At 69.0% G+C, this 21,997-nt stretch carries 26 protein-coding genes; 12 read left to right on the top strand and 14 right to left on the bottom strand.

All coding sequences use genetic code 11. From position 1 onward, the window contains the following. Nucleotides 1–18 precede the first annotated feature (18 nt). From AC1RLW_RS18655 to fliF, 14 genes are all read right to left on the bottom strand, one after another. Entirely contained in the window at nt 19–897 is an 879-nt protein-coding gene (locus AC1RLW_RS18655; protein WP_493194430.1) for a hypothetical protein, read from the bottom strand. A gap of 110 nt (nt 898–1,007) precedes the next feature. Continuing rightward, complete coding sequence (gene fliR, locus AC1RLW_RS18650) at nt 1,008–1,805, bottom strand: flagellar biosynthetic protein FliR (protein WP_493194428.1); 798 nt, start codon at nt 1,803–1,805, stop codon at nt 1,008–1,010. Beyond that, nucleotides 1,802–2,071 (bottom strand): flagellar biosynthesis protein FliQ, encoded by a 270-nt coding sequence (gene fliQ, locus AC1RLW_RS18645; RefSeq protein WP_099792007.1) that lies wholly within the window; start codon nt 2,069–2,071, stop codon nt 1,802–1,804. The genes fliR and fliQ overlap by 4 nt, the downstream gene beginning before the upstream one ends. Then, a complete protein-coding gene (gene fliP / locus AC1RLW_RS18640) occupies nt 2,068–2,826 on the bottom strand; it encodes a flagellar type III secretion system pore protein FliP (RefSeq protein ID WP_062469318.1) in 759 nt (252 codons plus the stop codon). Before fliP ends, fliQ begins: the two co-directional genes overlap by 4 nt. Further along, complete coding sequence (gene fliO, locus AC1RLW_RS18635) at nt 2,823–3,293, bottom strand: flagellar biosynthetic protein FliO (RefSeq protein WP_493194426.1); 471 nt, start codon at nt 3,291–3,293, stop codon at nt 2,823–2,825. Before fliO ends, fliP begins: the two co-directional genes overlap by 4 nt. Then, nucleotides 3,290–3,718: a flagellar motor switch protein FliN gene (fliN, locus tag AC1RLW_RS18630; protein ID WP_062469325.1), complete on the bottom strand. Its 429-nt coding sequence runs from the start codon at nt 3,716–3,718 to the stop codon at nt 3,290–3,292. Before fliN ends, fliO begins: the two co-directional genes overlap by 4 nt. Continuing rightward, the gene (fliM, locus tag AC1RLW_RS18625) at nt 3,711–4,712 is read right to left on the bottom strand and encodes a flagellar motor switch protein FliM (RefSeq protein ID WP_493194425.1); all 1,002 of its coding nucleotides are present in this window, start codon (nt 4,710–4,712) and stop codon (nt 3,711–3,713) included. Before fliM ends, fliN begins: the two co-directional genes overlap by 8 nt. Before the next feature lie 30 nt (nt 4,713–4,742). Then, a complete protein-coding gene (fliL, locus tag AC1RLW_RS18620) occupies nt 4,743–5,258 on the bottom strand; it encodes a flagellar basal body-associated protein FliL (protein ID WP_493194424.1) in 516 nt (171 codons plus the stop codon). A 117-nt stretch (nt 5,259–5,375) separates the two neighbouring features. Further along, nucleotides 5,376–6,713 carry a flagellar hook-length control protein FliK gene (locus tag AC1RLW_RS18615; RefSeq protein WP_493194423.1) on the bottom strand — a complete coding sequence of 446 codons (1,338 nt, stop codon included), beginning with the start codon at nt 6,711–6,713 and terminating at the stop codon, nt 5,376–5,378. 19 nt (nt 6,714–6,732) lie between these two features. Beyond that, nucleotides 6,733–7,191, bottom strand: a complete 459-nt coding sequence (gene fliJ / locus AC1RLW_RS18610) for a flagellar export protein FliJ (protein ID WP_062469337.1) — start codon at nt 7,189–7,191, stop codon at nt 6,733–6,735. After that, nucleotides 7,188–8,615, bottom strand: coding sequence for a flagellar protein export ATPase FliI (fliI, locus tag AC1RLW_RS18605; protein ID WP_493194420.1), 1,428 nt, complete (start codon nt 8,613–8,615; stop codon nt 7,188–7,190). Before fliI ends, fliJ begins: the two co-directional genes overlap by 4 nt. 4 nt (nt 8,616–8,619) lie before the next feature. Next, entirely contained in the window at nt 8,620–9,393 is a 774-nt protein-coding gene (gene fliH, locus AC1RLW_RS18600) for a flagellar assembly protein FliH (protein WP_493194419.1), read from the bottom strand. Beyond that, nucleotides 9,380–10,381, bottom strand: a complete 1,002-nt coding sequence (gene fliG / locus AC1RLW_RS18595) for a flagellar motor switch protein FliG (protein WP_062469343.1) — start codon at nt 10,379–10,381, stop codon at nt 9,380–9,382. Before fliG ends, fliH begins: the two co-directional genes overlap by 14 nt. After that, nucleotides 10,374–12,071, bottom strand: coding sequence for a flagellar basal-body MS-ring/collar protein FliF (fliF, locus tag AC1RLW_RS18590; protein ID WP_493194416.1), 1,698 nt, complete (start codon nt 12,069–12,071; stop codon nt 10,374–10,376). The genes fliG and fliF overlap by 8 nt, the downstream gene beginning before the upstream one ends. Nucleotides 12,072–12,351: 280 nt before the next feature. Between fliF and fliE the strand changes: the two genes are divergently transcribed. The 12 genes from fliE to motB all read left to right on the top strand — a co-directional run bounded on the left by fliE (nt 12,352) and on the right by motB (nt 21,997). Beyond that, the gene (gene fliE / locus AC1RLW_RS18585; protein WP_095946630.1) at nt 12,352–12,669 is read left to right on the top strand and encodes a flagellar hook-basal body complex protein FliE; all 318 of its coding nucleotides are present in this window, start codon (nt 12,352–12,354) and stop codon (nt 12,667–12,669) included. Nucleotides 12,670–12,835: 166 nt separating this feature from the next. Further along, entirely contained in the window at nt 12,836–14,482 is a 1,647-nt protein-coding gene (locus AC1RLW_RS18580; RefSeq protein ID WP_493194415.1) for a FliC/FljB family flagellin, read from the top strand. A gap of 163 nt (nt 14,483–14,645) precedes the next feature. Next, a complete protein-coding gene (locus tag AC1RLW_RS18575; RefSeq protein ID WP_139700351.1) occupies nt 14,646–15,011 on the top strand; it encodes a flagellar protein FlaG in 366 nt (121 codons plus the stop codon). Nucleotides 15,012–15,065: 54 nt separating this feature from the next. Then, nucleotides 15,066–16,514 (top strand): flagellar filament capping protein FliD, encoded by a 1,449-nt coding sequence (fliD, locus tag AC1RLW_RS18570; protein WP_493194414.1) that lies wholly within the window; start codon nt 15,066–15,068, stop codon nt 16,512–16,514. A 14-nt stretch (nt 16,515–16,528) separates the two neighbouring features. Further along, nucleotides 16,529–16,948, top strand: coding sequence for a flagellar export chaperone FliS (fliS, locus tag AC1RLW_RS18565; protein WP_070061560.1), 420 nt, complete (start codon nt 16,529–16,531; stop codon nt 16,946–16,948). Next, nucleotides 16,948–17,313 (top strand): flagellar protein FliT, encoded by a 366-nt coding sequence (locus AC1RLW_RS18560; protein WP_223301366.1) that lies wholly within the window; start codon nt 16,948–16,950, stop codon nt 17,311–17,313. The genes fliS and AC1RLW_RS18560 overlap by 1 nt, the downstream gene beginning before the upstream one ends. A 31-nt stretch (nt 17,314–17,344) precedes the next feature. Further along, nucleotides 17,345–18,571, top strand: coding sequence for a flagellar hook-length control protein FliK (gene fliK, locus AC1RLW_RS18555; RefSeq protein WP_493194681.1), 1,227 nt, complete (start codon nt 17,345–17,347; stop codon nt 18,569–18,571). Next, nucleotides 18,568–18,852 (top strand): EscU/YscU/HrcU family type III secretion system export apparatus switch protein, encoded by a 285-nt coding sequence (locus AC1RLW_RS18550; protein WP_493194413.1) that lies wholly within the window; start codon nt 18,568–18,570, stop codon nt 18,850–18,852. Before fliK ends, AC1RLW_RS18550 begins: the two co-directional genes overlap by 4 nt. A gap of 350 nt (nt 18,853–19,202) precedes the next feature. After that, a complete protein-coding gene (flhD, locus tag AC1RLW_RS18545; protein WP_370869944.1) occupies nt 19,203–19,565 on the top strand; it encodes a flagellar transcriptional regulator FlhD in 363 nt (120 codons plus the stop codon). Then, nucleotides 19,562–20,152: a flagellar transcriptional regulator FlhC gene (flhC, locus tag AC1RLW_RS18540; RefSeq protein WP_070061562.1), complete on the top strand. Its 591-nt coding sequence runs from the start codon at nt 19,562–19,564 to the stop codon at nt 20,150–20,152. Before flhD ends, flhC begins: the two co-directional genes overlap by 4 nt. A 62-nt stretch (nt 20,153–20,214) precedes the next feature. Beyond that, complete coding sequence (motA, locus tag AC1RLW_RS18535) at nt 20,215–21,075, top strand: flagellar motor stator protein MotA (protein ID WP_070061563.1); 861 nt, start codon at nt 20,215–20,217, stop codon at nt 21,073–21,075. 13 nt (nt 21,076–21,088) lie between these two features. Continuing rightward, entirely contained in the window at nt 21,089–21,997 is a 909-nt protein-coding gene (gene motB, locus AC1RLW_RS18530) for a flagellar motor protein MotB (protein WP_493194411.1), read from the top strand.

Here is a 21,997-nt window from a genome sequence, read left to right as displayed (position 1 = left end):
TGATGGCCAGGGCCGGGGTCATCGTCTCGGGGCGCGCAGCCTCGCAATGCCGAAGCCCAAGGCCACGGCGACGCACAAGAATGCCAGCACGGCCAGCCAGGTGGATTGGGTGAAGTAATAGGCGCCCAAGGCCGCACCCGCCGCCACGAAGGCGCCCAGCCATTCCAGGGCGGGGTCGAGCCAGCTCTTGGCCGCGTGCGCCTTGGGTTCCGCGAACGCGCGATCGTGTTCGTCGATCTGCTGTGGGGTCGGCGGTCTGCGGGCCTTCCGTTGTCGCGGGTCGGGGAAGTGTTCGCGCAACGCCGGCGTGGGCCAGGTGCCATCGCTGGATGACGCGAGGCCGCTCAAGGTCCAGACCGGGTCTACATCGTGCCTCGCAAGATCCGACATCAGGCTTTCGAGCGCCTTGCTGTCGTGGAGACCGTCGATGTCCTCAAGATCGGCGCGCAGCCATGGCTCGGCGTCGGCCGCATCTGGCAAGCCAGAGGTGCGCAGCAGGAGGTAGTCCCCGAAGTGCTGCGCAATCAGTGCTTCGAAGGACGCGTAGATCGGGCGGTAGCGTTCTCCGACGGCGCCGAGGATCGCTTCACGCCGCGTCGCCAGCCGCGCAACCGCCGCGGCCTTGTCAATGACGAGGTAGGGGTAGGTCGCGTCGGCGCCGAAATCCTCGATGCATTCCTCGCGGTCGACGGCCGAGGCTTCGTCGTCGATGTCGTATTCGTCGATGAAGCGCGCATGCCGGATGTCGCTGGTGCTGCAGAGTGCCCGCCAGAACAGTGGGAAGAACGCGTTGGCCTCCAATTCGACGCCATGGCCGAAGAAGCTGCGCCATTCGTTGCGGCTGCCTTCCGGCATCCGGGGCAGGGAGGAGCTGGACAGATAAATGGGGTGTGACATGCGCGACCTTCCGTATTGCGGCCGGAATCATCTTAGTGGGAGTGGCGCGTCATCCCGTGACCCTGCTGTCCTTCAAACCAGCCGACTGGCCGCAAGCAGCCCTTCACCCCTCAGCGCCGCAGCCCCTGCGTGAACCGCAGCATGTTCGAGAGCGATTCCGCAAACCGCGGCTCCAGGAACGCCGCCAGGTGCGGCATCAGCAGCTGCAGCATCACCAGCCCCGCCAGCAGCGTCAGCGGAAAGCCCACCGCGAAGATGCTGAACTGCGGCGAGGCGCGGTTCAGGATGCCCATGGCGAGGTTGAGCGTGAGCAGCGCGGTGATCAGGGGCAGCGCCAGCAGCAGGCCGCTCGCGAAGATGTCGCCGCCCGCGAGCACCAGGAACATCCAGCCGCCGGCCGCGAGCGGTGCATCGGCGATGGGCAGCGTGTGAAAGCTCGCGGCCAGCGCCTCCAGCATGAGAAGGTGGCCGTCCAGCGCCATGAAGATCAGCATCGCCAGCATGTTCAGCAACCGCGACACCACCATCGTGCTGCCGTGGCTCATGGGGTCGAAGAAAGACGCGAACGACAGGCCCATCTGCAGGCCGATGTATTCGCCCGCGGCCAGCACGGCCGTGAACACCAGCCGCATCGAGAAGCCCATGGCGGCGCCGATCAGCACCTGCTGCACAAGAATCCAGAAGCCGCCTGCCGATACCACGGGCACCGCCGGCAGCGGCCCGATCGTGGGCGAGATCACCAGCGTCAGCACGGCGGCGATGCCCACCTTCACCTGCCGCGTGGCCCAGGGCTCGCCGAACACCGGCGCGGTGGAGACCATGGCCAGCATGCGAACGAAGGGCCAGAGGAAGGCCACCAGCCAGGCCTCGAGTTGGCCCGAGGTGACGGAGAAAACCGAGGGCGTCACGCCAGCATCTGCGGGATGCTGGCGAACAGGGCGCGCATGTAGTCGAGCATGCGGTCGAGCATCCACGGCCCGGCGATGACCAGCGTCGCGAACACCGCGAGCAGCTTGGGAATGAAGGACAGAGTGGCCTCGTTGATCTGCGTGGCCGCCTGGAAGATGCTGACCACCAGGCCGATCACCAGCGCCACCAGCAGGAGCGGTGCGCCCAGCAGCAGCGAGATTTCCATGGCCCGGTGGCCCATGGTCATGACGGCTTCGGGCGTCATAAGTAGAAGCTCTGCGAGAGCGCACCGATCAGCAGCTGCCAGCCGTCGGCGAGCACGAACAGCATGAGCTTGAAGGGCAGCGCGATGGACGCGGGCGGCACCATCATCATGCCCATCGACATCAGCACGCTCGCCACCACGAGGTCGATGATGAGAAAGGGAATGAAGATGGTGAAGCCGATCTGGAACGCCGTCTTCAGCTCGCTGATGACGAAGGCCGGCAGCAGGATGCGCAGCGGCACGTCTTCGGGCCCCTGCATCTCGGGTGCCTTGGCGAGCCGCGCGAACAGCGCCAGGTCAGTCTCGCGCGTCTGCTTGAGCATGAAGGTCTTGAAGGGCGCGATGCCGCGCTCCAAGGCCTTCTCGGCGCTGAGCTTGCTTTCCGAGAAGGGCACGTAGGCCTCGGTGTAGGCCTTGTCGAACACCGGCGACATCACGAAGAAGGTGAGGAACAGCGACAGCCCCACCAGGATCTGGTTGGGCGGCGAGGTCTGCGTGCCGATGGCGGTGCGCAGCAGGCCCAGCACGATGAGGATGCGCGTGAAGCTGGTCATCGACAGCAGCAGCGCGGGCAGGAAGGTGAGCGAGGTCAGCAGCACCAGCGTCTGCACGCTCAGCGACCAGGTCTGGCTGCCGCCGGGGCCCGGCGTGCTCGTGAGGCCGGGCAGGCCTTGGGTCCATGCGGCGGCGGGCAGCGTGGCGGCGAGCAGCAGCAGGGCGGTGCGCAGGCCGCGGTGCAGGGCGGGGCGCGTCATGGGGCGGTGCGCACCTTGCCCGCGAGGGAATCGCGCAGCTTCTGGGCGAACAGGCCCACCGGGTTCTGTGCAGGCGAGGGCGTTGCAACGGAAGGCGTGGCCTGCGCCGGCAACGTGTGCAGCGTGCGGACCTGGCTGCTGGTGACGCCCAGCACCAGCCACTGGCCGGCCACGTCCACCACGACCACGCGCTCGCGCGGGCCGACCATGGCGGTGGACACCACCTTCACCACCTGGCCGCCGCCCAGCCGCTGCAGGCCGAAGCGGCGCGCCAGCCACGCGCACAGGAAGATCAGGCCGACGACCGCCGCCATGCCGAAGCCCGCCTGCAGCAGGCCCGCGCCGCCGACCGCAACGGGCGGCGCGGCTTCGCGCACCGGCGTGGGCACGGTGGGCAGGGCGGCGTGGACTGCATGCGCCGCATGCAGTCCTAGCGCAAGCAGCGAAGACACCCGCGCCAGGTTCATGCGCGCGCGAGCTTCTGCATGCGCTCGGAGGGCGTGACGATGTCGGTCAGGCGGATGCCGTACTTCTCGTTCACCACCACGACCTCGCCCTGCGCAATGAGGTAGCCGTTGATCAGCACGTCCAGCGGCTGGCCGGCCAGGCCGTCGAGCTCCACCACCGAGCCCTGCGACAGCTGCAGCAGGTTCTTGATGGTGATGCGCGTGCGGCCGATCTCGGCGGTGAGCTGCACGGGCACGTCGAGCACGCGCGCGATGTCCACGGGCGTCGCGGACGAGGCAGCCGGTGCATCCTGGATCTGCTGGAAGACCTGCGCCGTTGCGGGAGCCACGGCCGGGTCGGGCGCGGGCGCGCTCGCCGCGGTCTGCTCGGCCAGTGCGCTGGCCCAGTCGTCCGCGTCGCTGGCGGCAGAGGTGTTGTCAGTCATGGTCGTTCTTCGAATCGCTGTCTTGGTGGGAGATCATGTGTTGCACGCGCAGGGCGTAGCGCTCGTTGGAGGTGCCGTAGCCGCAGGCCATCACGGGCACGCCGCCGACCTTGGCGACCACCGCCGCCGGCAGCTCGATGGGAATCACGTCGCCCACGCGCAGCTTCATCACCTCGCCCAGCGTCGAGGGCATGGTCACGAAGTCGGCGGTGAGCTCGACGTCGGCGGCCTGCATCTGGCGCGACATCTGCGTGACCCAGCGCTTGTCGACCTCGACCTCGTCCTGGATCGGGTTCGAGAGCAGGTCGCGGATCGGCTCGATCATCGAGTAGGGCAGGCACACATGCAGGAAGCCGCCGATGGGGCCGAACTCGATCTGCAGCGTGGTGTTGATCACCACCTCGTTGGGCGCCACGATGTTGGCGAGCTTGCCGTGCATTTCGGCGCGCACGTAGTCGAAGGCCAGCGGATACACCGGCTGCCACGCGTCGCCGTAGCACTGCAGCGACAGGTCGAGCAGGCGCTTGATGATGCGCTGCTCGGTGCGCGTGAAGTCGCGCCCTTCCACGCGCACGTGGTAGCGCCCGTCGCTGCCGAACAGGTTGTCCACCACGAGGAACACCAGCTTCGGGTCGAACACGAAGAGGGCGGTGCCGCGCAGCGGCTTCATGTGGACCATGTTGATGTTCGCGGGCACCGGCAGGTGCCGCACGAACTCGCCGAACTGCTGGATCTGCACCGGCCCCACCGAGATGTCGGGGCTGCGACGCATGAAGTTCAGCAGCGCGCTGCGCAGGCCGCGCGCAAAGCGGTCGTTGATGACCTCCAGCGTGTGCATGCGGTTGCGCACCACGCGGTCGGGCGCACCGAGGTCGTAGGCCGGCAGGCCGTCGGGCGGCGGCGCGGGCGCGGCGGCCTGGTCGAGGTCGCCGCCGGTGACGCCCTGCAGCAGCGCATCGACCTCGTCCTGGGAGAGCACCTGTTCATACGCCATGGATCGCGGGTCCGCAAACGGGCATCGTCGTCACTGCACGACGAAGGAGTTGAAGGACACGCTCGCGATGCCCAGCTCGGGCAGGCCCTCGGCCAGAGGCGCGTTCAGCGCGCTGTGGATCTCCGTGGCCAGCCGGGCCTTGTCTTCCGAGGTGACCAGCGATTCGGGCGGGCGGTTCGACAGCAGCACCAGCAGGCGGCTGCGCAGCTCGGGCATGAACTCCACGATCTGTGCCTTGGCCTGCTCGTCCCGCACCTTCAGCGCCATGCCGATCTGCAAAAAGCGCGAGCGGCCTTCGGACTGCAGGTTGACGGTCAGCGGCTCCAGCAGCAGGAAGATGGGTTTCTCGGGCACCGGCGCCTTGGCCGCCTCGGCGGCAGCGTGTTCGGTGAAGCGGGGCAGCACGAAGACGTACGCCGCCGCACCGGCCGCGGCCAGGCCGAGAGCGGCCACGAGCCCGATCAGCAGTTTCGAGGTGCGGCGCGAGGCCGGCGGGTCGGTCGCGACCGACGCAGCCGCGGTGGCGGCGGGAGAAGAGGTAGCCATGGTGAAACGGTGGACGGGTCCGATCTATTCTTTGCGAAGTCGCCCGCCGGCGAACGGCCGAACAAGCGCACAAAGGCGCTTCACATCCGTTCATTGCGGGAGGCGGACGGGGCAGTTTCAGGCGAAGGTGTCGACGCCCGGGCCCATGCGTGGGGTGGCAACGGGGCGGGGTGCTGCCGTGGCCGTGCGGGCGATGTCGGCGGCAGCGGAAGTGCCCTGTGGTCGCCATGTGCCCTGTCGCTGGTGTTGCTGCTGCTGTTGCTGCTGCGCGAACGCCGCGTCCTGCCCGAACGGCGCGCGCGTGTCCGCGCCCACCGAGGTCTGGCCCAGCGTGATGCCCTGCTCCGACAGGCTGGTGCGCAGCTGCGGCAGCGCAGCCTCGACGGCCTTGCGCACGCTCTCGTGCGCCGACACGAACGCGGCCTGCGCCTGGTGCTCGCCGACCGACAGCGTGACCTTCAGCGGGCCGAGGCCGGCGGGGTTGAGGTTCAGCTCGGCCGTGTGCGTGCCGCCGAGGCTCATGCGCGCGAGCTGCTGGCCGAGTGCGGGCGCCCATTTCTCGCTGCCGACTTCGGGGGCGAGCGTGTGCACGGCGGGGCGTGCGACGGGGCTTTCGGTTGTGCGGTCGGTGGCCGTGGCGGTGGGCTGTTGCAGCGCGAACGGCGCGATGGATGGCGCCGCTGCGTCGTCGCCCGTGGAGCCGGTCGACACTGCGGCGACGGGGGCGACTTCCGCCGTCGCGGGTTTCGCCTCGCCGGCAGGCTGGGCCTGCGCAGCGGCTGCGAGCTGTTCGGTGGTGGTGGCGCTCACGGTACGCGGTGCGCCCGCGCGACCTGGTGCGGCGGTGCCGACGGGCGGGCCCGCAGGTGCGGCCGCCGGCTTCTTGCCATCGACAGCCATCGGCTGCGCGGCCACGGCGGTGCGCACGATCTCGTACAGCGAGGGCGGTGCGGCGTTGTCGGCTTCGGGCGTTGCGCTTTGTGCGGCGGCAGTGGCGGTGGGCGCGGAAGCGTCTTCGGTGGCGATGGCGGGCGCGGGTGTGGCGGCGGCTTCGCTGCTCACGCGGACCGTGCCTGCAGGCAGGCCGGCTTGCGCGTCAGGCGTGACCGGCGCCAGTGAAGCTTCTGGCGCACCGCTGCCCTGCGTGGCCGCACCTCCCGCAAGCACCAGTGCCTGTTGCGGCGTGACGGCTGCTGCAAGAAAAGCGAAATCCGGCTCCGCAGGCTGTGCATCCCGTATCTCTTCAGCGAGTTCCGCCTTGCGCAGCGGCTTGGCATCAGCGACCACGGTGTCGGCATCCGACGCCTTCTCAGCCTGGCTCGCGCGCGAACGTTCGAGCGCGGCACCGAACGCGCGGCCCTGCGCCTCGTCGGCGTTGCTGCGGCCACGTGCGCCGCCCTGCGCGACCGGCGAAGTGGCGGCAGGCGTGACGGACGGCGGGATCATGGGAGGCATGTCGGTTCCTGGAGGAGATTCAGTGGGTAGGGTGCGAGGCGCGGTCGAAGAACTGGCGGGCGGCGCGTTCGTCGCTGTCGCGCTGTTCGCGCTTGGCCTGCGCCATCAGCTCCTGTGCGCGCACGCGATCGGCCAGTGTGTCGAAGGAGCTGAGGCGGCGCTTCTCGCGCTGCCAGTCGGTGCGGCCTCGGTCGAGCTGGTGGCCGGCCCGTTCGGCGATGGCGCGCTGCTGCGCGATCGCGTGGTCGAGCGTGCCGAGAAAGTTGCGGTAGTTGCGCCACTGCGACGACGGCAGGCCGCCGCGCATCAGCGTGTCGAGCTGCGCGTGGTAGTCCTGGCGGTACTGCAGCAGCAGCTCGAGCTTCTGCTGCGCGCTCAGGTGCGCGCTCTGCAAGGCGCCCAGGCGGCGCGCGGCGTCGTCGGTCTGGCTCTGCGCCAGGTCGATGAGCATGCCGAGGGGGAGCTTGCTGCTGCTCATGGGCGTCCTGGGGAAGGTGTGTTCGTGAACAGGCTGTCCATGTGGGCGATGGCCTCCTCGTAGCCGGTGCGCTCGTGCATCGACTGCTGCAAGAAGGCCTCGATGCGCGGGTACATCGCGATCGCCTGGTCCAGCTGCAAGTCGTGCCCCGGCGCGTAGGCGCCGACGCTGATCAGGTCGCGGTTGCGCTGGTAGCGCGACAGCATCTGCTTGAAGCGGCGCACGGTGTCGAACTGCGCGGGTGCAATCAAGGACGTCATCGCGCGGCTGATCGAGGCCTCGATGTCGATGGCCGGGTAGTGCCCGGCCTCGGCCAGCGTGCGCGAGAGCACGACGTGGCCGTCCAGGATCGCGCGCGCCGAATCGGCGATCGGGTCCTGCTGGTCGTCGCCCTCCGAGAGCACGGTGTAGAAGGCCGTGATCGAGCCGCCGCGCCCCTGCGCGTCGCGCGCCCCGTTGCCGGCGCGTTCGACCAGCGCCGGCAGCCGCGCGAACACCGAGGGCGGGTAGCCCTTGGTGGCGGGCGGCTCGCCCACGGCCAGCGCGATCTCGCGCTGCGCCATCGCATAGCGCGTGAGCGAGTCCATGATGAGCAGCACGTCCTTGCCCTGATCGCGAAAGTACTCGGCCAGGCAGGTGGCGTAGGCCGCGCCCTGCAGGCGCAGCAGCGGCGAGTTGTCGGCCGGCGCGGCCACCACCACGGCGCGTGCCAGGCCTTCCTCGCCCAGCGTGTTCTCGATGAAGTCCTTCACCTCGCGACCGCGCTCGCCGATGAGGCCGACCACGATCACCTCGGCGCTGGTGTAGCGCGCCATCATGCCCAGCAGCACGCTCTTGCCCACGCCCGAGCCGGCAAACAGGCCCATGCGCTGGCCGCGGCCGACGGTGAGCATCGCGTTGATGGCGCGCACGCCCACGTCGAGCACCGAGTCGATGGCCGCGCGCGACAGCGGGTTGATGGGCGGCGCGGCAAGCGGCACCTGGCGCGCCACGTCGAGCGGGCCCAGGCCGTCGAGCGGCCGGCCGGCCGCATCGACCACGCGGCCCAGCATGCCTTCGCCCACGGGCAGGCGCTTGGTGTGCGCGTCGCCGGTCGCACCGGGCTCGCGCAGGCCGGGCCGCGCGAACACGCGCGCGCCGGGCAACAGGCCTGCGACTTCGGTCTGTGACATGAGGAAGAGGCGGTCGCCCGCGAAGCCCACCACTTCGGCCTCGGCATGGCGCTGCGGATGGCCGGGCGGCAGCTCGATGAGGCAGTCGCTGCCCACGGGCAGCTGCAGGCCGACGGCTTCGAGCACGAGGCCGACGGCGCGCGTGAGGCGGCCCGAGGCGGTGGTGGTCGTGCTGCGGGCGACGTCGGCGCGCGCCTGTTCCAGCGCGGCGCGCACGCTGTTCAGATGAGGGTTGGTGGGCGCGGTCTGCATCGGCTCAGGAAGCGTCGCCACGCAGCGCCGCACCCACGCGCTCCCAGCGCGTGGCCAGGCTGGCGTCCAGCTCGCCGGTGGCCGACTGCACGCGGCAGCCGCCGCGCGCCAGGCTGTCGTCGGCGCGCAGCTGCCAGCCGGCCGCCTCGATCTCGTTGCCCAGGCTGTTCTTCACCAGCGCGATGTCGTCGGGGTGCAGCAGCAGGCGCGGTTCGCCGCGCAGCGCGGGTTCGGCGTGCAGCAGGTCGCGCACCAGCGGCAGCACCCATTCGGGCTCGGCCTGGTAGGTGCGGTGCACCACCTGGCGCGCCACGTCGAGCGCGAGCGCGAGCACGGCTTCGGCCAGTTCGGCCTCGGCGCCGCGCAAGGCTTCGGGCAGCGAGCGGGCCAGCGCGCGCAGGCGCTCGGCGTGCACGCTGGCGGCGGCGAGGCCGGTGGCCAGGCCTTCGGTGTGGCCGACCTGGCGGCCTTCGGCCAGCCCGGCGGCGCGGCCCTCGGCTTCGCCTGCGGCGCGCGCTTCCTTGCGGATGCGGGCCAGCTCGGCGAGGTCGACCTTCGGTGCGGGAGGCGCAGGAGGCGGGGAAGGGCGCTGCGCGGTTTGACGCGAGAGGGCCGCGCCCGACGGCGCCTTGCCATCGAGCGTGCCCATCTCCCAGCGCTCCCACGCCGACAGCGCGGGCGTGCCGGCGCCGGCCTGGCGGGCGGCGGCGTGGATGGCGGCGAGGCGCTCGCGCGAACTGTTGGAGGCGCCGAAGGCGCCGGGGTCAGACGAAGTCATCGGTGCCAGGCGCTGCGATCACGATCTCGCCGGCGTCCGCCAGACGGCGGGCGACCTGCAGGATGGCCTTCTGTTCGGTCTCGACCTGCGACACGCGCACGGGACCGCGCAGCTCCATGTCCTCGCGCAGCGTTTCTGCGGCGCGCTGCGACATGTTGCTGAGGAACTTGTCGCGCAGTTCCAGCGGCGCGCCCTTGAGCGCGATGATGAGCGAGTCGCTCTCGATGTCCTTGAGCAGGCGCTGGATGCTGCGGTCTTCCAGGCCCAGCAGGTTCTCGAACACGAACATCTCGTCGACGATGCGCTGGGCCAGCGCCTCGTCCTGCTCGCGCACATGGGCGATGGCTTCCTCTTCCACCGTGGTGCTCATCAGGTTGACGATCTCGGCCGCGGTGCGCACGCCGCCCAGGCGGCTGCGGCGCAGGCCCTGGCCGGCGAGCATCTCGGTCAGCACCTCGGTCAGCTCGTTCAGCGCCGACGGCTGCACGCCGCCGAAGGTGGCCACGCGCATGATCACGTCGTGGCGCAGGCGCGCGGGCAGCTTCTCGAGCACCTCCGAGGCCTTCATGCGGTCCAGGTGCACCAGGAGCGTTGCGAGGATCTGCGGGTGCTCGTCGCGGATGAGCTCGGCCACCTCGCCGGCCTCGAGTTCATTCAGGCGCTCGATGCCGCCGTGCGGCTCGTCGGGCTGCAGGATGTCTTCCAGCAAGTTGCTCGCGCGGTCGTCGCCCAGCGCCTTCTTGAGCACCGCGCGGATGTAGCTGGTGGAGCCCAGGTGCAGCGCCGACAGCTGCTCGGTCTCCTGGCGGAACTCGGCCAGCACTGAGGCCAGCTCGTCGCGCGACACCGCGCTCAGCTTGGACATGGCCAGGCCCAGCGCCTGCACCTCGGAGGTGGGCAGCAGGTGCAGCGCGGCGGCGGCGCGGTCTTCGCCCAGCGCCATGAGCAGGATGGCGCTCTTGCGGGTGCCTGCTTCGCTGCTAGTCATCGGTGTGCATCCAGTGCTGGATCAGGGCGGCCACGAGCTTGGGGTCCTTGTCGGCGGTCTGCTGGGCGTAGTCCATGTCGGCCTTCTGGCGTGCGGACTCGCGCTGCTGCAATGTTTCTTCGGGCTCGGCCGGGGCCGTGCCGGTGGGGGGCACGGCGCTCGCATCGGCCACGGGTGGCGCGGGTGGCAGCGCAGCCAGGTGCCGGCGCATCAGCGGGCGCCCCACGGCGAACCAGGCGAACAGCGCGAGCAGGCCGATGAGCAGGTAGGGGACCAGCGTCTTGCCGAACGCGAGGTTGTCGCGGTCGCGCCAGAACGGCACGTCGGGCGCGGGGCCGGCGTCGCTGTCGCCGTCGCGGGCGAAGGCGCTGTTGACCACGTTGAGCGAGTCGCCGCGCTCCTGGCTGAAGCCCATCGCCTCCTTGGCGAGGTTGCGGATCTGCTCCAGCTCGGCCGGTGCGAGTGCGCGGGCGCTGGTCTTGCCGGCCGCATCGACCGTGTCGCGGTGGTTCACCACCACGGCGACCGACAGGCGCTTCACGCCGCCGGCGGCCTGCTGCACGTGGCGGATGGTGCGGTCGAGCTCGTAGTTGGTCGTGACGTCCTTGCGCGTGTTGCTCGGGCCGGCCGGTGCAGCGGCGGGTGCGGCGGGCGTGTTCTGTGCGCCCGGAGCATTCGGCGGCTTGGGCGCGGTGATCGGCGCCGTCGGGTTCACCGGCGGCTGGTTCGACAGCGCGCCCGGCACGCCGCCGGGCGGCGCGCCGTTGTGCTGCGCCGATTCGCTGGACTGCTGGCTGCGGATCGCGGCCTGCGCCGGGTCCTGGTTGGGCCGGTACTTCTCGTCGGTGTGCTCCACCACCGAGAAGTCGATCTCGGCCGCGACCTGCGCGCGCACATTGCTCGCGCCCACCAGCGGCTGAAGAATGGCCTCGATGCGGCGCACGTAGCCCTGTTCGATCTCCTGCGCGTACTTGAGCTGGCTCACGTCCAGCCCCTGGCTGGTGCCGCGCGCCGACGACAGCAGGTTGCCGCGCTGGTCGACCACCGTGACGCTCTTGGCGTCCAGGTCGGGCACGCTGCTAGACACCATGTGCACGATGGCGCTCACCTGGCCTTCGTCGATGCTGCGCCCGCGCATCAGCGTGAGCACCACCGAGGCCGAGGGCTTCTTCTGGTCGCGCACGAACAGCGACGGCTTGGGCAGCGCCAGATGCACGCGCGCGGCCTCGATGCTGCCGATCGATTCGATGGAACGCGCCAGCTCGCCTTCGAGCCCGCGCTGGTAGTTGACCTGCTCGGCGAACTGGCTGGTGCCGAACTTCTGGTTGTCCATCAGTTCGAAGCCCACGCCGCCGGCCTTGGGCAGGCCCTGGGCCGCGAGCTTCAGGCGCGTTTCCGCCACCTTGTCGCCCGCGATCAGGATCGCGCCGCCGCCCTCGGCGAACTTGTAGGGCACGTTCATCTGCTGCAGCGACGCGATGATCGCGCCGCCGTCGCGGTCCGACACGTTGGTGTAGAGCACCTTGTAGTCGGGGCCGCGGCTCCACAGGAAGAAAGCGGTCGCCACCGTCGCCAGCGCCGCGGCGCCAAGGATCAGCGGCAGCCGGGGCTGCGCGCGCATGCGCTCCAGCATCGGGGGCAGGCCGTTGGCGCCCGCCGCCAGGCCGCCCGTGGGCGCGGCCGTGCTCATCGGCGCGCCTTCGCCGGGGCCGTTGCGCCCTGCAGGGCCGGCGCCGGAGTGAGAGAGGGAATTCGGTGTTGGGATGTCATGCCGGTGGCCGGCGACGTCGTGCGCGGCCTGTGGTTTCGCGAACGATTGTCAGCAGGCGATGGGGAATTCGATCGGTCGAACAGCCGGGGGTTTTGCCCTCAGTTGCGCGTTTGAATGGGGGTCTTCCCTTGATACGCTGCCTGCCGGTTGGAGCGCTCGCGCGCTCCGTGTCAAGTCAGCTGGAAGTGAACTTTTCCCCATGTCCATCAATGCCATCGAATCCGTCCTGCAGCAGATGCGCGCCACCGCGCTGGCCAGCGGCATGGGGCCCGCGACCTCTGCGCCGGCCGGCGCAGGCGGCTTCGCGGCCGAGCTGCAGCGCTCGCTCGCCAACATCAGCGGCGCGCAGCAGCAGGCCTATGCGCAGGCCGAATCCTTCGAGCTGGGCAAGCCCGGCGTGGCGCTCAACGACGTGATGGTCGACCTGCAGAAGGCCAACGTGGCGTTCCAGACCGGGCTGCAGGTGCGCAACCGGCTGGTGACGGCCTACCAGGAAATCATGAGCATGCAGGCATGACGAGGCAGAGGGCGGCAACGTAGAACTTTTTTCGTTGCGGCCCTAAAGGTTTGCGGACACCCGCCGATATCCCCTTCAACGATGGCTTGAGTCTCACCGTGGAAGCGGGTCCAGCGTTACGGCCGATGGCCGGAGTCCACAACCTTTTGTCAATCAGGAGTCGAACATGGCGCAAGTCATCAATACGAACAGCCTTTCTCTTCTCACGCAGAACAACCTCAACAAGTCGCAATCGGCCCTGAACACGGCCATCGAGCGCCTGTCTTCCGGCATGCGCATCAACAGCGCCAAGGACGACGCCGCCGGCCAGGCCATCGCCAACCGCTTCACCGCCAACATCAAGGGCCTGACGCAAGCCGCGCGCAACGCCAACGACGGCATCTCGATCGCGCAGACCACCGAAGGCGCGCTGACCGAAGTCAACAACAACCTGCAGCGCATCCGCGACCTGTCGGTGCAGGCCGCCACCGGCACCAACTCGGCCACCGACCTGGACTCGATCCAGTCGGAAATCGGCCAGCGCCTGGACGAAATCAACCGCGTGTCGGAGCAGACCCAGTTCAACGGCGTGAAGGTCCTGTCGGCCAACGCCGGCAAGCTGACGGTGCAAGTCGGCGCGAACGATGGCGAAACCATCGACATCGACCTGCAGGAAATCAGCGCCAAGACCCTGGGTCTGGAAAGCTTCAACGTGAACGGCACGGGCACGCTGAACAAGGCCGCCACCAAGGACGACCTGACGCTGGCTGGCGCTGTCGCCAACGGTGCACCGGTCAACGGCACGCAGAAGTACGACGTCACGGCCACCAACACGCTGGCCACGCGCAGCCAGCTGCTGGCGGGCGCCAAGGCGGGCGACTCGGTCGTCACCGCAGGTTCCACCTACACCTACGACGCCGCCAAGTCGAAGTTCACCTTCGGTGAAACGGGCCGCACGAACGCCGCCACGATCGCTTCGCTCCAGCCCGCAGCGGGCGCGAGCAAGACCGCCACGGTCACCATCGGCGGCAACTCGCTGGACGTCAAGATCGACAGCGCAGGCACCATCACGGCAACCGACGGCTCCGCGCTGTGGGTGGACACGGCCGGCAACCTGACGCAGAACAATGCGGGCGGTACGGGCACGGCAGCCACGCTGACCAGCCTGACGACCAGCATGGCGTCGGGCACCGGCACGGGCGGCACCATCAAGGTGGGCGGCACGACCTACACGGCCACTGCCGCTGCAGCCAACTTCGACGTGACCGGCGACGAAATCTCGGCCGCCGCGCTGAACGACAAGCTGGCCGCAGGTGCTGGCATCGCCGTGACGGCGGCGACCCTCGGCGGCGTGGCAGGTGTCACGATCGCTGCCAACGGCACGGTGACCGGTGCCTACGTGGGCGCCGACGGCTCGCTCGGCAACTCGCTCACCACCGTGTCGACCTACAGCGTGCACAGCAACGGCGCAGTGACCGACGGCGCTGGCAATGCGGTCTACGCCGATTCGGCCAAGGCTGGCGCCTTCACGCTGAACGCCCGCAGCGGCAAGACCTCGACGGTCGACCCGCTCAAGGCCCTGGATGCCGCCCTGTCGAAGGTCGACAAGCTGCGCTCCTCGCTGGGTGCGGTGCAGAACCGTTTCGACTCGGTGATCGCCAACCTCGGCACCACCATCACCAACCTGTCGTCGTCGCGTTCGCGCATCGAAGACTCGGACTACGCCGTGGAAGTGTCGAACATGACGCGCGCGCAGATCCTGCAGCAAGCCGGTACCTCGGTGCTGGCACAGGCGAACCAGACCACGCAAGGCGTGCTGTCGCTGCTGCGTTGATTCGCTGAGACCGCCGGGCGCCCCTCATGAGGGTGGCGCCCGGTGCCTTGGTTTTTTGCTCGCAGGCCTTCGGGGCGACCCGAAGCCGCCTGCGTTGTCCTGTGCGGCCACGCTCGTGGCGAGGCCGCACAGGACAACGAACTCCAGAAGAAGAACGCAGACCATGTCCCAGCCCGTACCCGCCGCCTCCGCCGTGGAAAGCCCCTGGCTGCAGCAACTGCTCGCCGGCCGCACCGGCGGCGCCGCTGCGGCCGCCGCCGAGGCCACCGCACTGCGCAAGGCCGAGGCTGAGGTCGAGGAGGCGACGCCCGTGCAGATCGAGATGGCGGTGAAGTCCGTCAACGCCTCGCTCGAGAGCCGCTCGATCAGCCTGCAGTTCGAGGTCGACCGCGACACCGACAAGCTCATCGTCAAGGTGGTCGACCGCAGCAACGGCGAAGTCATTCGCCAGATTCCGACCGAAGAGGTCGTTCGCATCGCCAAGGTCATGGACCGGCAGGCCGGGCTTCTGGTGAGCCAGCAAGCCTGATCACGATCCGCTCCAGACCTCTTCATTTCATTCGCATTTCAGGACACCCCCGACATGGCATCGATCAGCAGCATCGGCGTTGGCGCCAACCTTGACCTGGGCGCATTGCTCACCCAGCTGCAGACCGCGGAGAACCAGCCGCTGGTGGCCCTGAAGGCCAAGCAGACCAGCTACAACAGCAAGCTCTCGGCCTACGGCACCCTGCAAAGCGCGCTCACCGGCATCCAGGCGGCTGCCAAGAAGCTGGGCGACCCGGCGTTGTTCCAGGCCATCACCGGCACCCCCAGCGTGAGCGGCATCCTGGCGGCGAGCGGCACCGACCCGCGGTCGGTCGGCACCTATGCCATCGACATCTCGCAGCTGGCGCAGGCGCAGTCGGTCATCGCGAAGGGCCAGGCCAGCACCACCGCCGCGATCGGCAGCGGCAAGATCACCATCGACTTCGGCAAGGTGTCCGGCGGCACGCTGGACCCGGCCACCGGCCAGTACACCGGCGCCACCTTCGACAAGGACGCCACGCGCATCGCCAAGCCGATCACCATCGATGCGACCAACAACACGCTGGGCGGCATCCGCGATGCGATCAACGCGGCCAACGCGGGCGTGTCGGCCACCATCGTGAACGACGGCAGCGGCACGCCCAACCGGCTGGTGCTCACCTCCACGCAGACCGGCGAGGCCTCGGCCATGCGCATCTCGGTGGACGGCGACGCCGCGCTGCAGAACCTGCTGGGCAACGACCCCGCCGGCACGCAGAACCTGAAGCAGACCGCCGCGGCGCAAAACGCCAAGCTGACCGTCAACAACATCGCTGTCACCAGCACGAGCAACTCGGTGACCGACGCCATCCAGGGCACCACGCTCACGCTGGTGCAGACCGGCAAGCTCAGCCTGGTGATGAAGGCCAACACGACGTCGGTGAAGACGGCCATCACCGATTTCGTGAAGGCCTACAACGCGCTGCAGAGCACCGCGAAGTCGCTCACGGCCTTCGACACCGACGCCAAGGCCGCCGCGCCGCTGGTGGGCGACTCGACCTTGCGCAACCTGCAGACGCGCATCCGCCAGGCGCTGGTCGCACCGCAGGTGGGCGGCCCGAACGACCTGAAGGTGCTCACGTCCATCGGCATCTCGTTCCAGAAGGACGGCACGCTGGCGATCGACAACGACAAGCTCGACAAGGCCATCGACACCAACCTGGAGGGCGTGGCGAAGCTGTTCTCCAGCGGCACCGGCAGCACCGCCGGCTACGGCAAGCAGCTGACGGCGCTGGTCGACGACCTCACCGGCACCAAGGGCGCGCTCAAGGTCGCCACCGACGGCGTGACGAGCTCGCTCAAGCAGCTCGACACCCAGTACACCGCGATGAAGGAGCGCGCCGACGCGACGGTGGAGCGCTATCGCAAGCAGTTCGTGCAGCTGGACGTGGCGATGAACAAGATGAACGGCACGCTGAAATACCTCGCGCAGCAGTTCGACGCGATGAACTCCAACAAGGGCTGAGGACAGGAAGCGACATGTACAGCTCTCACCACTCCCGCACCGGTGCCGGCGTCTACGCGCGCGTCGGCGTGGAGACGCGCGCCATGAGCGCGTCGCCGCTGCAACTGATCCACATGCTGTTCGACGGCGCCAAGACCGCCATCGGCGCGGCGCGCCTGCACATGACGGCCGGCGACATCGGCGCCAAGGGGCAGGCGATTTCGAAGGCGATCAACATCGTCGACAACGGCCTGAAGGCCAGCCTCGATGCCGAGGCGGCCGGCGAGGCCGGCGGCGACATCGTCGGCAACCTCTCGTCGCTGTACGACTACGTGGTGCAGCGCCTGCTGCTGGCCAACCTGCGCAACGACGTGCAGGCGCTGGACGAGGCCGACCGCCTGCTCGATCACCTGGCGTCCGCCTGGCGCGAGATCGACGACAGGCCTTCCAACTGATGATGCAGAGCGTGACCTGGGGGCAGGAACAGATGGCCGTGCGCAGCGAGATCGTCCATTGCTACGAGCAGCTGGCCGCGTGCATCTCGACGATGCTGGCGCTGGCCCGTGCCAAGGAATGGGGGCAGCTGCCCGAGCTGGAGGCCCGGTGCTCGGCGTCGGTCGAGCGCCTGAAGGCGATCCAGCCGCTGGCGTCGCTGGAGCCCGCGCAGCGCGACCTGGTGCTGCGCCTGCTCGAGCGCATCTGCACCGAGCAGGCCGAGCTGTCGGGGCTCATCAAGCCGCAGCTCGACGACCTGATCCGCCGCATGGATTCGCTCAACCACCAGAAGAACCTGGGCAAGGCCTACGGCCTCGCGCACTGACGCGAACCGACAGGACGACACCACCGTGGCCATGCTGGGACTCACCGGACTGATCGATGCACTGAGGGCCGCGCGCCTGACGCCGCCGCTCGACCTGCTCGGCCTGCGGCCCGAGACCACAGTGGGCGCGCCCGGTGCGGCGGTGGCCGTGCCGAAGACGGCGAACGACGTGCGCCTGCCGTCGCGCGCGGCGCTGGACCGGCTGGTGCCCTCGGGTGCGTCCGGTGGCGAGGTGGCTGCGCCGCCCGCCGGCGGCGCGCCACCTTCGATCGACACCCGCCTGTCGCTGGCCGCGCGCGTGATCGGCGCGGTGCTGGCCGACCTGCAGGCCGCGCCAGGGCCGGTGCGGGGCGAGGCGCCGTTGCTGCTGCCCGTCGCGCGCCAGGGCACGAACACCGTGGCACTCGCGGGCACGCTGGCGCAGACGGTGGCGGACAGCGGGCTCTTCTATGAATCGCACCTGGCCGAATTCGCGGCCGGCACGCGCACGCTCGCGCAGATGGCGCGGGAGCCGCAGGCGCGCTGGGCGAGTCCGATGATGGTGGCGGCGACACCAACGACGGCAGCAGGGCAGGGCGTGGTGGCTGCGGCGACGGTGCTGACTGCGGTCGATGCTGCAACGCCGCCCGCGCCGAATGCGCAGGCTCAGGCCCCGCAGGTCGACGCGCCAGAAGCCGACATCGCGCAAGCAGCGCGTGCGGTTGCGCGCAGCGAGACCGCCGCCGCGCCCGCACCGGATGCGGCGCGCGTGCAGGCGGCCTACGGCCTCTCCGATGCCGCGCCGGAAATGCCCGCGCCCCGCATCGCAGAGCACGCACGCGCTGCAGCCGACGTCGCGAGCCCGCCCACCCCGCGCAGTGCCGAAGTGATCCATCCGCAAGCGGTCACCGTCGTGCACCAGCAGCTCGACCTGCTGGCCAGCGCCGCCTTCCGCTGGAGCGGCCACGCCTGGCCCGAGGTGCCGATGGCGTGGACCATCGAGGAAGACCCCGCCAACCCAAGCGCGCGCGAAGGCGAACCCGCCGAGGAAGAAGCCGCGCGCCGCTGGTCGACCACCGTGTCGCTCGTGCTGCCACGCCTGGGCGAAGTCGACCTGCGCCTGAGCCTCAACGGCCCGACCGTGCAGGCGCAACTGCAGGCGCGCGAGCACGCCACCGTGGCCCGTTTGCGCGGCGACGCCGGCCGGCTCGTGCAACGCTTCGAGGCGGTTGGGCTTCAGCTGCAGCAGTTGCAGGTCACGGAGAAGGCGGCGGCATGACCGATGAGCTTCGCAACCGCCACAGCGCCGTCGTGCTCTCGCATGCGGACACGCGCAAGGCCCCCGTCGTCGTCGCCAAGGGCTATGGCGTGGTGGCCGAATCGATCCTGCGCGAGGCGCGCGCGCACGGGCTCTATGTGCATGCGTCGGCCGATCTCGTGAAGCTGTTGATGCAGGTCGACCTCGACCGCCAGATCCCGCCGCAGCTGTACCAGGCGGTCGCGGAAGTGATGGCCTGGATTCACCGGCTGGAAGGCGGCGCCGAGGCGGCGGCGCCTTGATTGGCGGTTGTTCTATGGAAAGTCATTGACCTATTGAAAGACCCTGAATAAAGCCACCGATTAACGCTCGGCTGCGTTCGATAGTCTTTATAAATTCAATTGGCGAAGGGATTGCCAATTGCCGGAATACGCACGCTCGTAACAATTGCTTGCGCTCCGCGACCGCGCGCCGTTGCCAAGAATGAAACCGCTTCCCCAGAGGGAGTCCTGAAGCCTTCCATCGGAAACCGCGTCAAAACCCTTTTACTTTTTGGTCTACTTTGTCTTCGAAGTGTAAATAAGTGTGTATATAATGTATACATGTTGGATGGACGTGCGGAGTCGACATGGAATCGGAAATGGAAGTAGACGTGGAAAATTGCAATGTCAACGCAGGCGGCGTGATTTCGAAGGAAATCGGCGAGATCAATCTGGCCTACATGCTGCTCGCGCAGAAGCTCGTGAAGCGGGACCGGGCGGAAGCCATGTTCCGCCTCGGCGTGGGGCGCGAGCTGGCCGATCTGCTCATGAACATGTCGCTCAGCCAGATCGTGAAGCTGGCCGCGTCCAACTTCCTGCTGTGCAGCTTCCGCCTGGACGACCGGCCCATGTTCGCGGTGGTCGGCGAGGGCAAGGAGCCCGCGCTGCAGCAGGCCCACATGTCGATTCTGATGAGCGCGCGCCAGGCCCAGGCCCAGCCGCAGATGCGCAAAGCAGGTTCGGCCAGCGCATGACCGCCAAGAGCATCCTGGGCGAGGTCCGGCAGGTGCAGCTCGCGGTCGAGCTCATCGGCCTGGGTGCGCGCCTGCAGTTCCTGGAGGCCGTGGTCGCGCTCAGCCGCGAGCGCCTGATCCGCCTGTACAAGGAACTCAAGGGCGTCTCGCCGCCCAAGGGCCTGCTGCCGTTCTCCACCGACTGGTACATGACCTGGCTGGCCAACATCCACTCGTCGATGTTCTACAACATCTACCGCTTCATGCGCGACGAGGCCGGCGAGGGCGAGCTGCCCGCGCTCATCAAGGCCTACCGCCTGTACGCCGAGCAGGTCGAATCGCAGGGCAGCGAGGTCGTGCTCGACTTCACGCGCGCCGAGACCATGGTGCGTTTCTTCGACAGCGACATGCTGCAGCTGAGCCCGTGCAGCCGCTGCGGCGGCCACTTCGTGGCGCATGCCCATGACCACAAGCACGGCTATGTGTGCGTGCTGTGCCGCCCGCCTTCGCGCGCGGGCAAGGCGCGCAAGCCCAAGCTCGAACCGGTGCGCCGCGGCGGCCTCATTGCCGGCGGCCCGGTGCTCGACATCGGCGGCGCCGTCTCGTGAAAGTGCCCCGGCGCCCGGCGCGGGTTTTTTGTTTTGGACGCCTCAGGGCATAGGGGAAGCGCGTGCTGGTTCTGGTGGGATATCTGGTGGTGATCGGCGCCGTCTTCGGCGGCTACGGCCTCATGGGCGGGCATTTCGGCGTGCTGTTCCAGCCCGTGGAGTTGCTCATGATCGGCGGCTCCGCGCTCGGCGCGTTCATCGCGGGCAACAACGGCAAGACCATCAAGGCGACCATCCGGGAGTTGCCGCTGCTGCTGCGTTCCTCGAAGCACAACCGCCAGCTCTACATGGACCTGCTGGCGCTGCTGTACGAGCTGCTCGCCAAGGCCCGCAAGGAGGGCATGATGAAGCTCGAGTCCGATGTGGAAGCGCCGGAGCAAAGCGAGATCTTCGGCCGCTACCCGACCATCCTGGCGCACGAGGGCATCACCGTGTTCCTGTGCGACTACCTGCGCCTGGTCATCAGCGGCAACACCGACGCGCACGAGATCGAGGCCCTCATGGACCACGAGATCGACACCATCCGCCACGAAGCGGCCGTGCCCGGCCACAGCCTCTCGCGCGTGGGCGACGCGCTGCCCGCGCTGGGCATCGTCGCGGCCGTGATGGGCGTGGTGCATGCGCTGGGCTCGGCCCACCTGCCGCCGTCGGAGATGGGCGCGCTCATCGCGCACGCCATGGTCGGCACCTTCCTGGGCGTGCTGCTGGCCTACGGCTTCGTGTCGCCGCTGGCCTCGCTGATCGAGCAGAAGGTCGAGGAAGGCATGAAGATCTACCAGTGCGCCAAGGTCACGCTGCTGGCCAGCCTGAACGGCTACGCGCCGCAGCTGGCCGTGGAGTTCGGCCGCAAGGTGCTGTTCTCGACCGAGCGCCCCTCGTTCACCGAGCTGGACGACCACGTGCGCGAAGTCAAGGCACGCTGACCCTGCCACGGCCATGAGTGACACGAAGCCCCGCATCATCATCAAGCGCGCCCACGGCGGCGGGCACGGCGGCGGCCATGCGGGCGGCGGCTGGAAGATCGCCTACGCCGACTTCATGACGGCCATGATGGCCTTCTTCCTCGTGATGTGGCTGCTGTCGATCTCCAGCCCCAAGCAGCGCGAAGGCATTGCCGAGCACTTTCGCATGCCGTTGCGCGTGGCGCTGGCCGGCGGCGACAAGAGCAGCATGAGCACCAGCATGATCCCCGGCGGCGGTGCCGACGTGATGCACGCCGAGGGCGAGGTGCGCCACACCGAGGCCGACAGCGAAGACGCGGCCGACGCCAGCCGCCTGGCCGAGATGAAGAAGAAGCTCGACGAGCTGATCGAGAAGAGCCCGGTGTTCCAGCAGTTCCGCTCGCAGATCCTCATCGACATCACCACCGAAGGCCTGCGCCTGCAGATCGTGGACAGCGAGAACCGCCCGATGTTCGAGCTGGCCAGCGCCCGCGTGGTGCCGCACATGCGCGCCATTCTTCGCGAGCTGGCGCCGGTGCTCAACGGCCTGCCCAACAAGCTCACGCTGTCGGGCCACACCGACGCCATCGTCTACACCAACGACCGCGCGTACGGCAACTGGGAGCTCTCGGCCGACCGCGCCAACGCCTCGCGCCGCGAGCTGGTCACGGGCGGCATGACCGAGGACAAGGTGCTGCGCGTGATCGGCCTCGCCGACAGCATGCACCTGGACCGCGCCGACCCGCGCAACCCCATCAACCGCCGCATCAGCATCATCCTGCTGAACCACCGCACGCAGGAGCGCATCGAGCGCGAGAACAGCAACGACGCCGGCGCCACGCGCATCGGCCTGCCGCCACCGGCCGCGCAGGCGCGCACCGCGGCAGGACACACGGCGGGATAA

The sequence above is a fragment of the Variovorax sp. GW822-FHT04A09 genome (assembly GCF_058801005.1).
The sequence above is the reverse complement of the archived record's forward strand: the minus strand, read 5'-3'. Positions and strand labels throughout refer to the sequence as shown.

Bases quoted from the DNA above. Each gene is read 5' to 3' on its own strand.
- fliQ (WP_099792007.1), bottom strand. From the start codon at position 2,071: ATGACGCCCGAAGCCGTCATGACCATGGGCCACCGGGCCATGGAAATC.
- AC1RLW_RS18615 (WP_493194423.1), bottom strand. From the start codon at position 6,713: ATGCCTCCCATGATCCCGCCGTCCGTCACGCCTGCCGCCACTTCGCCG.
- fliK (WP_493194681.1), top strand. From the start codon at position 17,345: ATGCTGGGACTCACCGGACTGATCGATGCACTGAGGGCCGCGCGCCTG.
- fliJ (WP_062469337.1), bottom strand. From the start codon at position 7,191: ATGAGCAGCAGCAAGCTCCCCCTCGGCATGCTCATCGACCTGGCGCAG.
- flhC (WP_070061562.1), top strand. From the start codon at position 19,562: ATGACCGCCAAGAGCATCCTGGGCGAGGTCCGGCAGGTGCAGCTCGCG.
- fliF (WP_493194416.1), bottom strand. From the start codon at position 12,071: ATGAGCACGGCCGCGCCCACGGGCGGCCTGGCGGCGGGCGCCAACGGC.
- fliH (WP_493194419.1), bottom strand. From the start codon at position 9,393: ATGACTTCGTCTGACCCCGGCGCCTTCGGCGCCTCCAACAGTTCGCGC.
- AC1RLW_RS18580 (WP_493194415.1), top strand. From the start codon at position 12,836: ATGGCGCAAGTCATCAATACGAACAGCCTTTCTCTTCTCACGCAGAAC.
- fliN (WP_062469325.1), bottom strand. From the start codon at position 3,718: ATGACTGACAACACCTCTGCCGCCAGCGACGCGGACGACTGGGCCAGC.
- AC1RLW_RS18575 (WP_139700351.1), top strand. From the start codon at position 14,646: ATGTCCCAGCCCGTACCCGCCGCCTCCGCCGTGGAAAGCCCCTGGCTG.
- fliP (WP_062469318.1), bottom strand. From the start codon at position 2,826: ATGACGCGCCCCGCCCTGCACCGCGGCCTGCGCACCGCCCTGCTGCTG.
- fliS (WP_070061560.1), top strand. From the start codon at position 16,529: ATGTACAGCTCTCACCACTCCCGCACCGGTGCCGGCGTCTACGCGCGC.
- AC1RLW_RS18655 (WP_493194430.1), bottom strand. From the start codon at position 897: ATGTCACACCCCATTTATCTGTCCAGCTCCTCCCTGCCCCGGATGCCG.
- AC1RLW_RS18560 (WP_223301366.1), top strand. From the start codon at position 16,948: ATGATGCAGAGCGTGACCTGGGGGCAGGAACAGATGGCCGTGCGCAGC.
- fliL (WP_493194424.1), bottom strand. From the start codon at position 5,258: ATGGCTACCTCTTCTCCCGCCGCCACCGCGGCTGCGTCGGTCGCGACC.
- fliI (WP_493194420.1), bottom strand. From the start codon at position 8,615: ATGCAGACCGCGCCCACCAACCCTCATCTGAACAGCGTGCGCGCCGCG.
- fliO (WP_493194426.1), bottom strand. From the start codon at position 3,293: ATGAACCTGGCGCGGGTGTCTTCGCTGCTTGCGCTAGGACTGCATGCG.
- fliM (WP_493194425.1), bottom strand. From the start codon at position 4,712: ATGGCGTATGAACAGGTGCTCTCCCAGGACGAGGTCGATGCGCTGCTG.
- AC1RLW_RS18550 (WP_493194413.1), top strand. From the start codon at position 18,568: ATGACCGATGAGCTTCGCAACCGCCACAGCGCCGTCGTGCTCTCGCAT.
- fliD (WP_493194414.1), top strand. From the start codon at position 15,066: ATGGCATCGATCAGCAGCATCGGCGTTGGCGCCAACCTTGACCTGGGC.
- motB (WP_493194411.1), top strand. From the start codon at position 21,089: ATGAGTGACACGAAGCCCCGCATCATCATCAAGCGCGCCCACGGCGGC.
- fliE (WP_095946630.1), top strand. From the start codon at position 12,352: ATGTCCATCAATGCCATCGAATCCGTCCTGCAGCAGATGCGCGCCACC.
- fliG (WP_062469343.1), bottom strand. From the start codon at position 10,381: ATGACTAGCAGCGAAGCAGGCACCCGCAAGAGCGCCATCCTGCTCATG.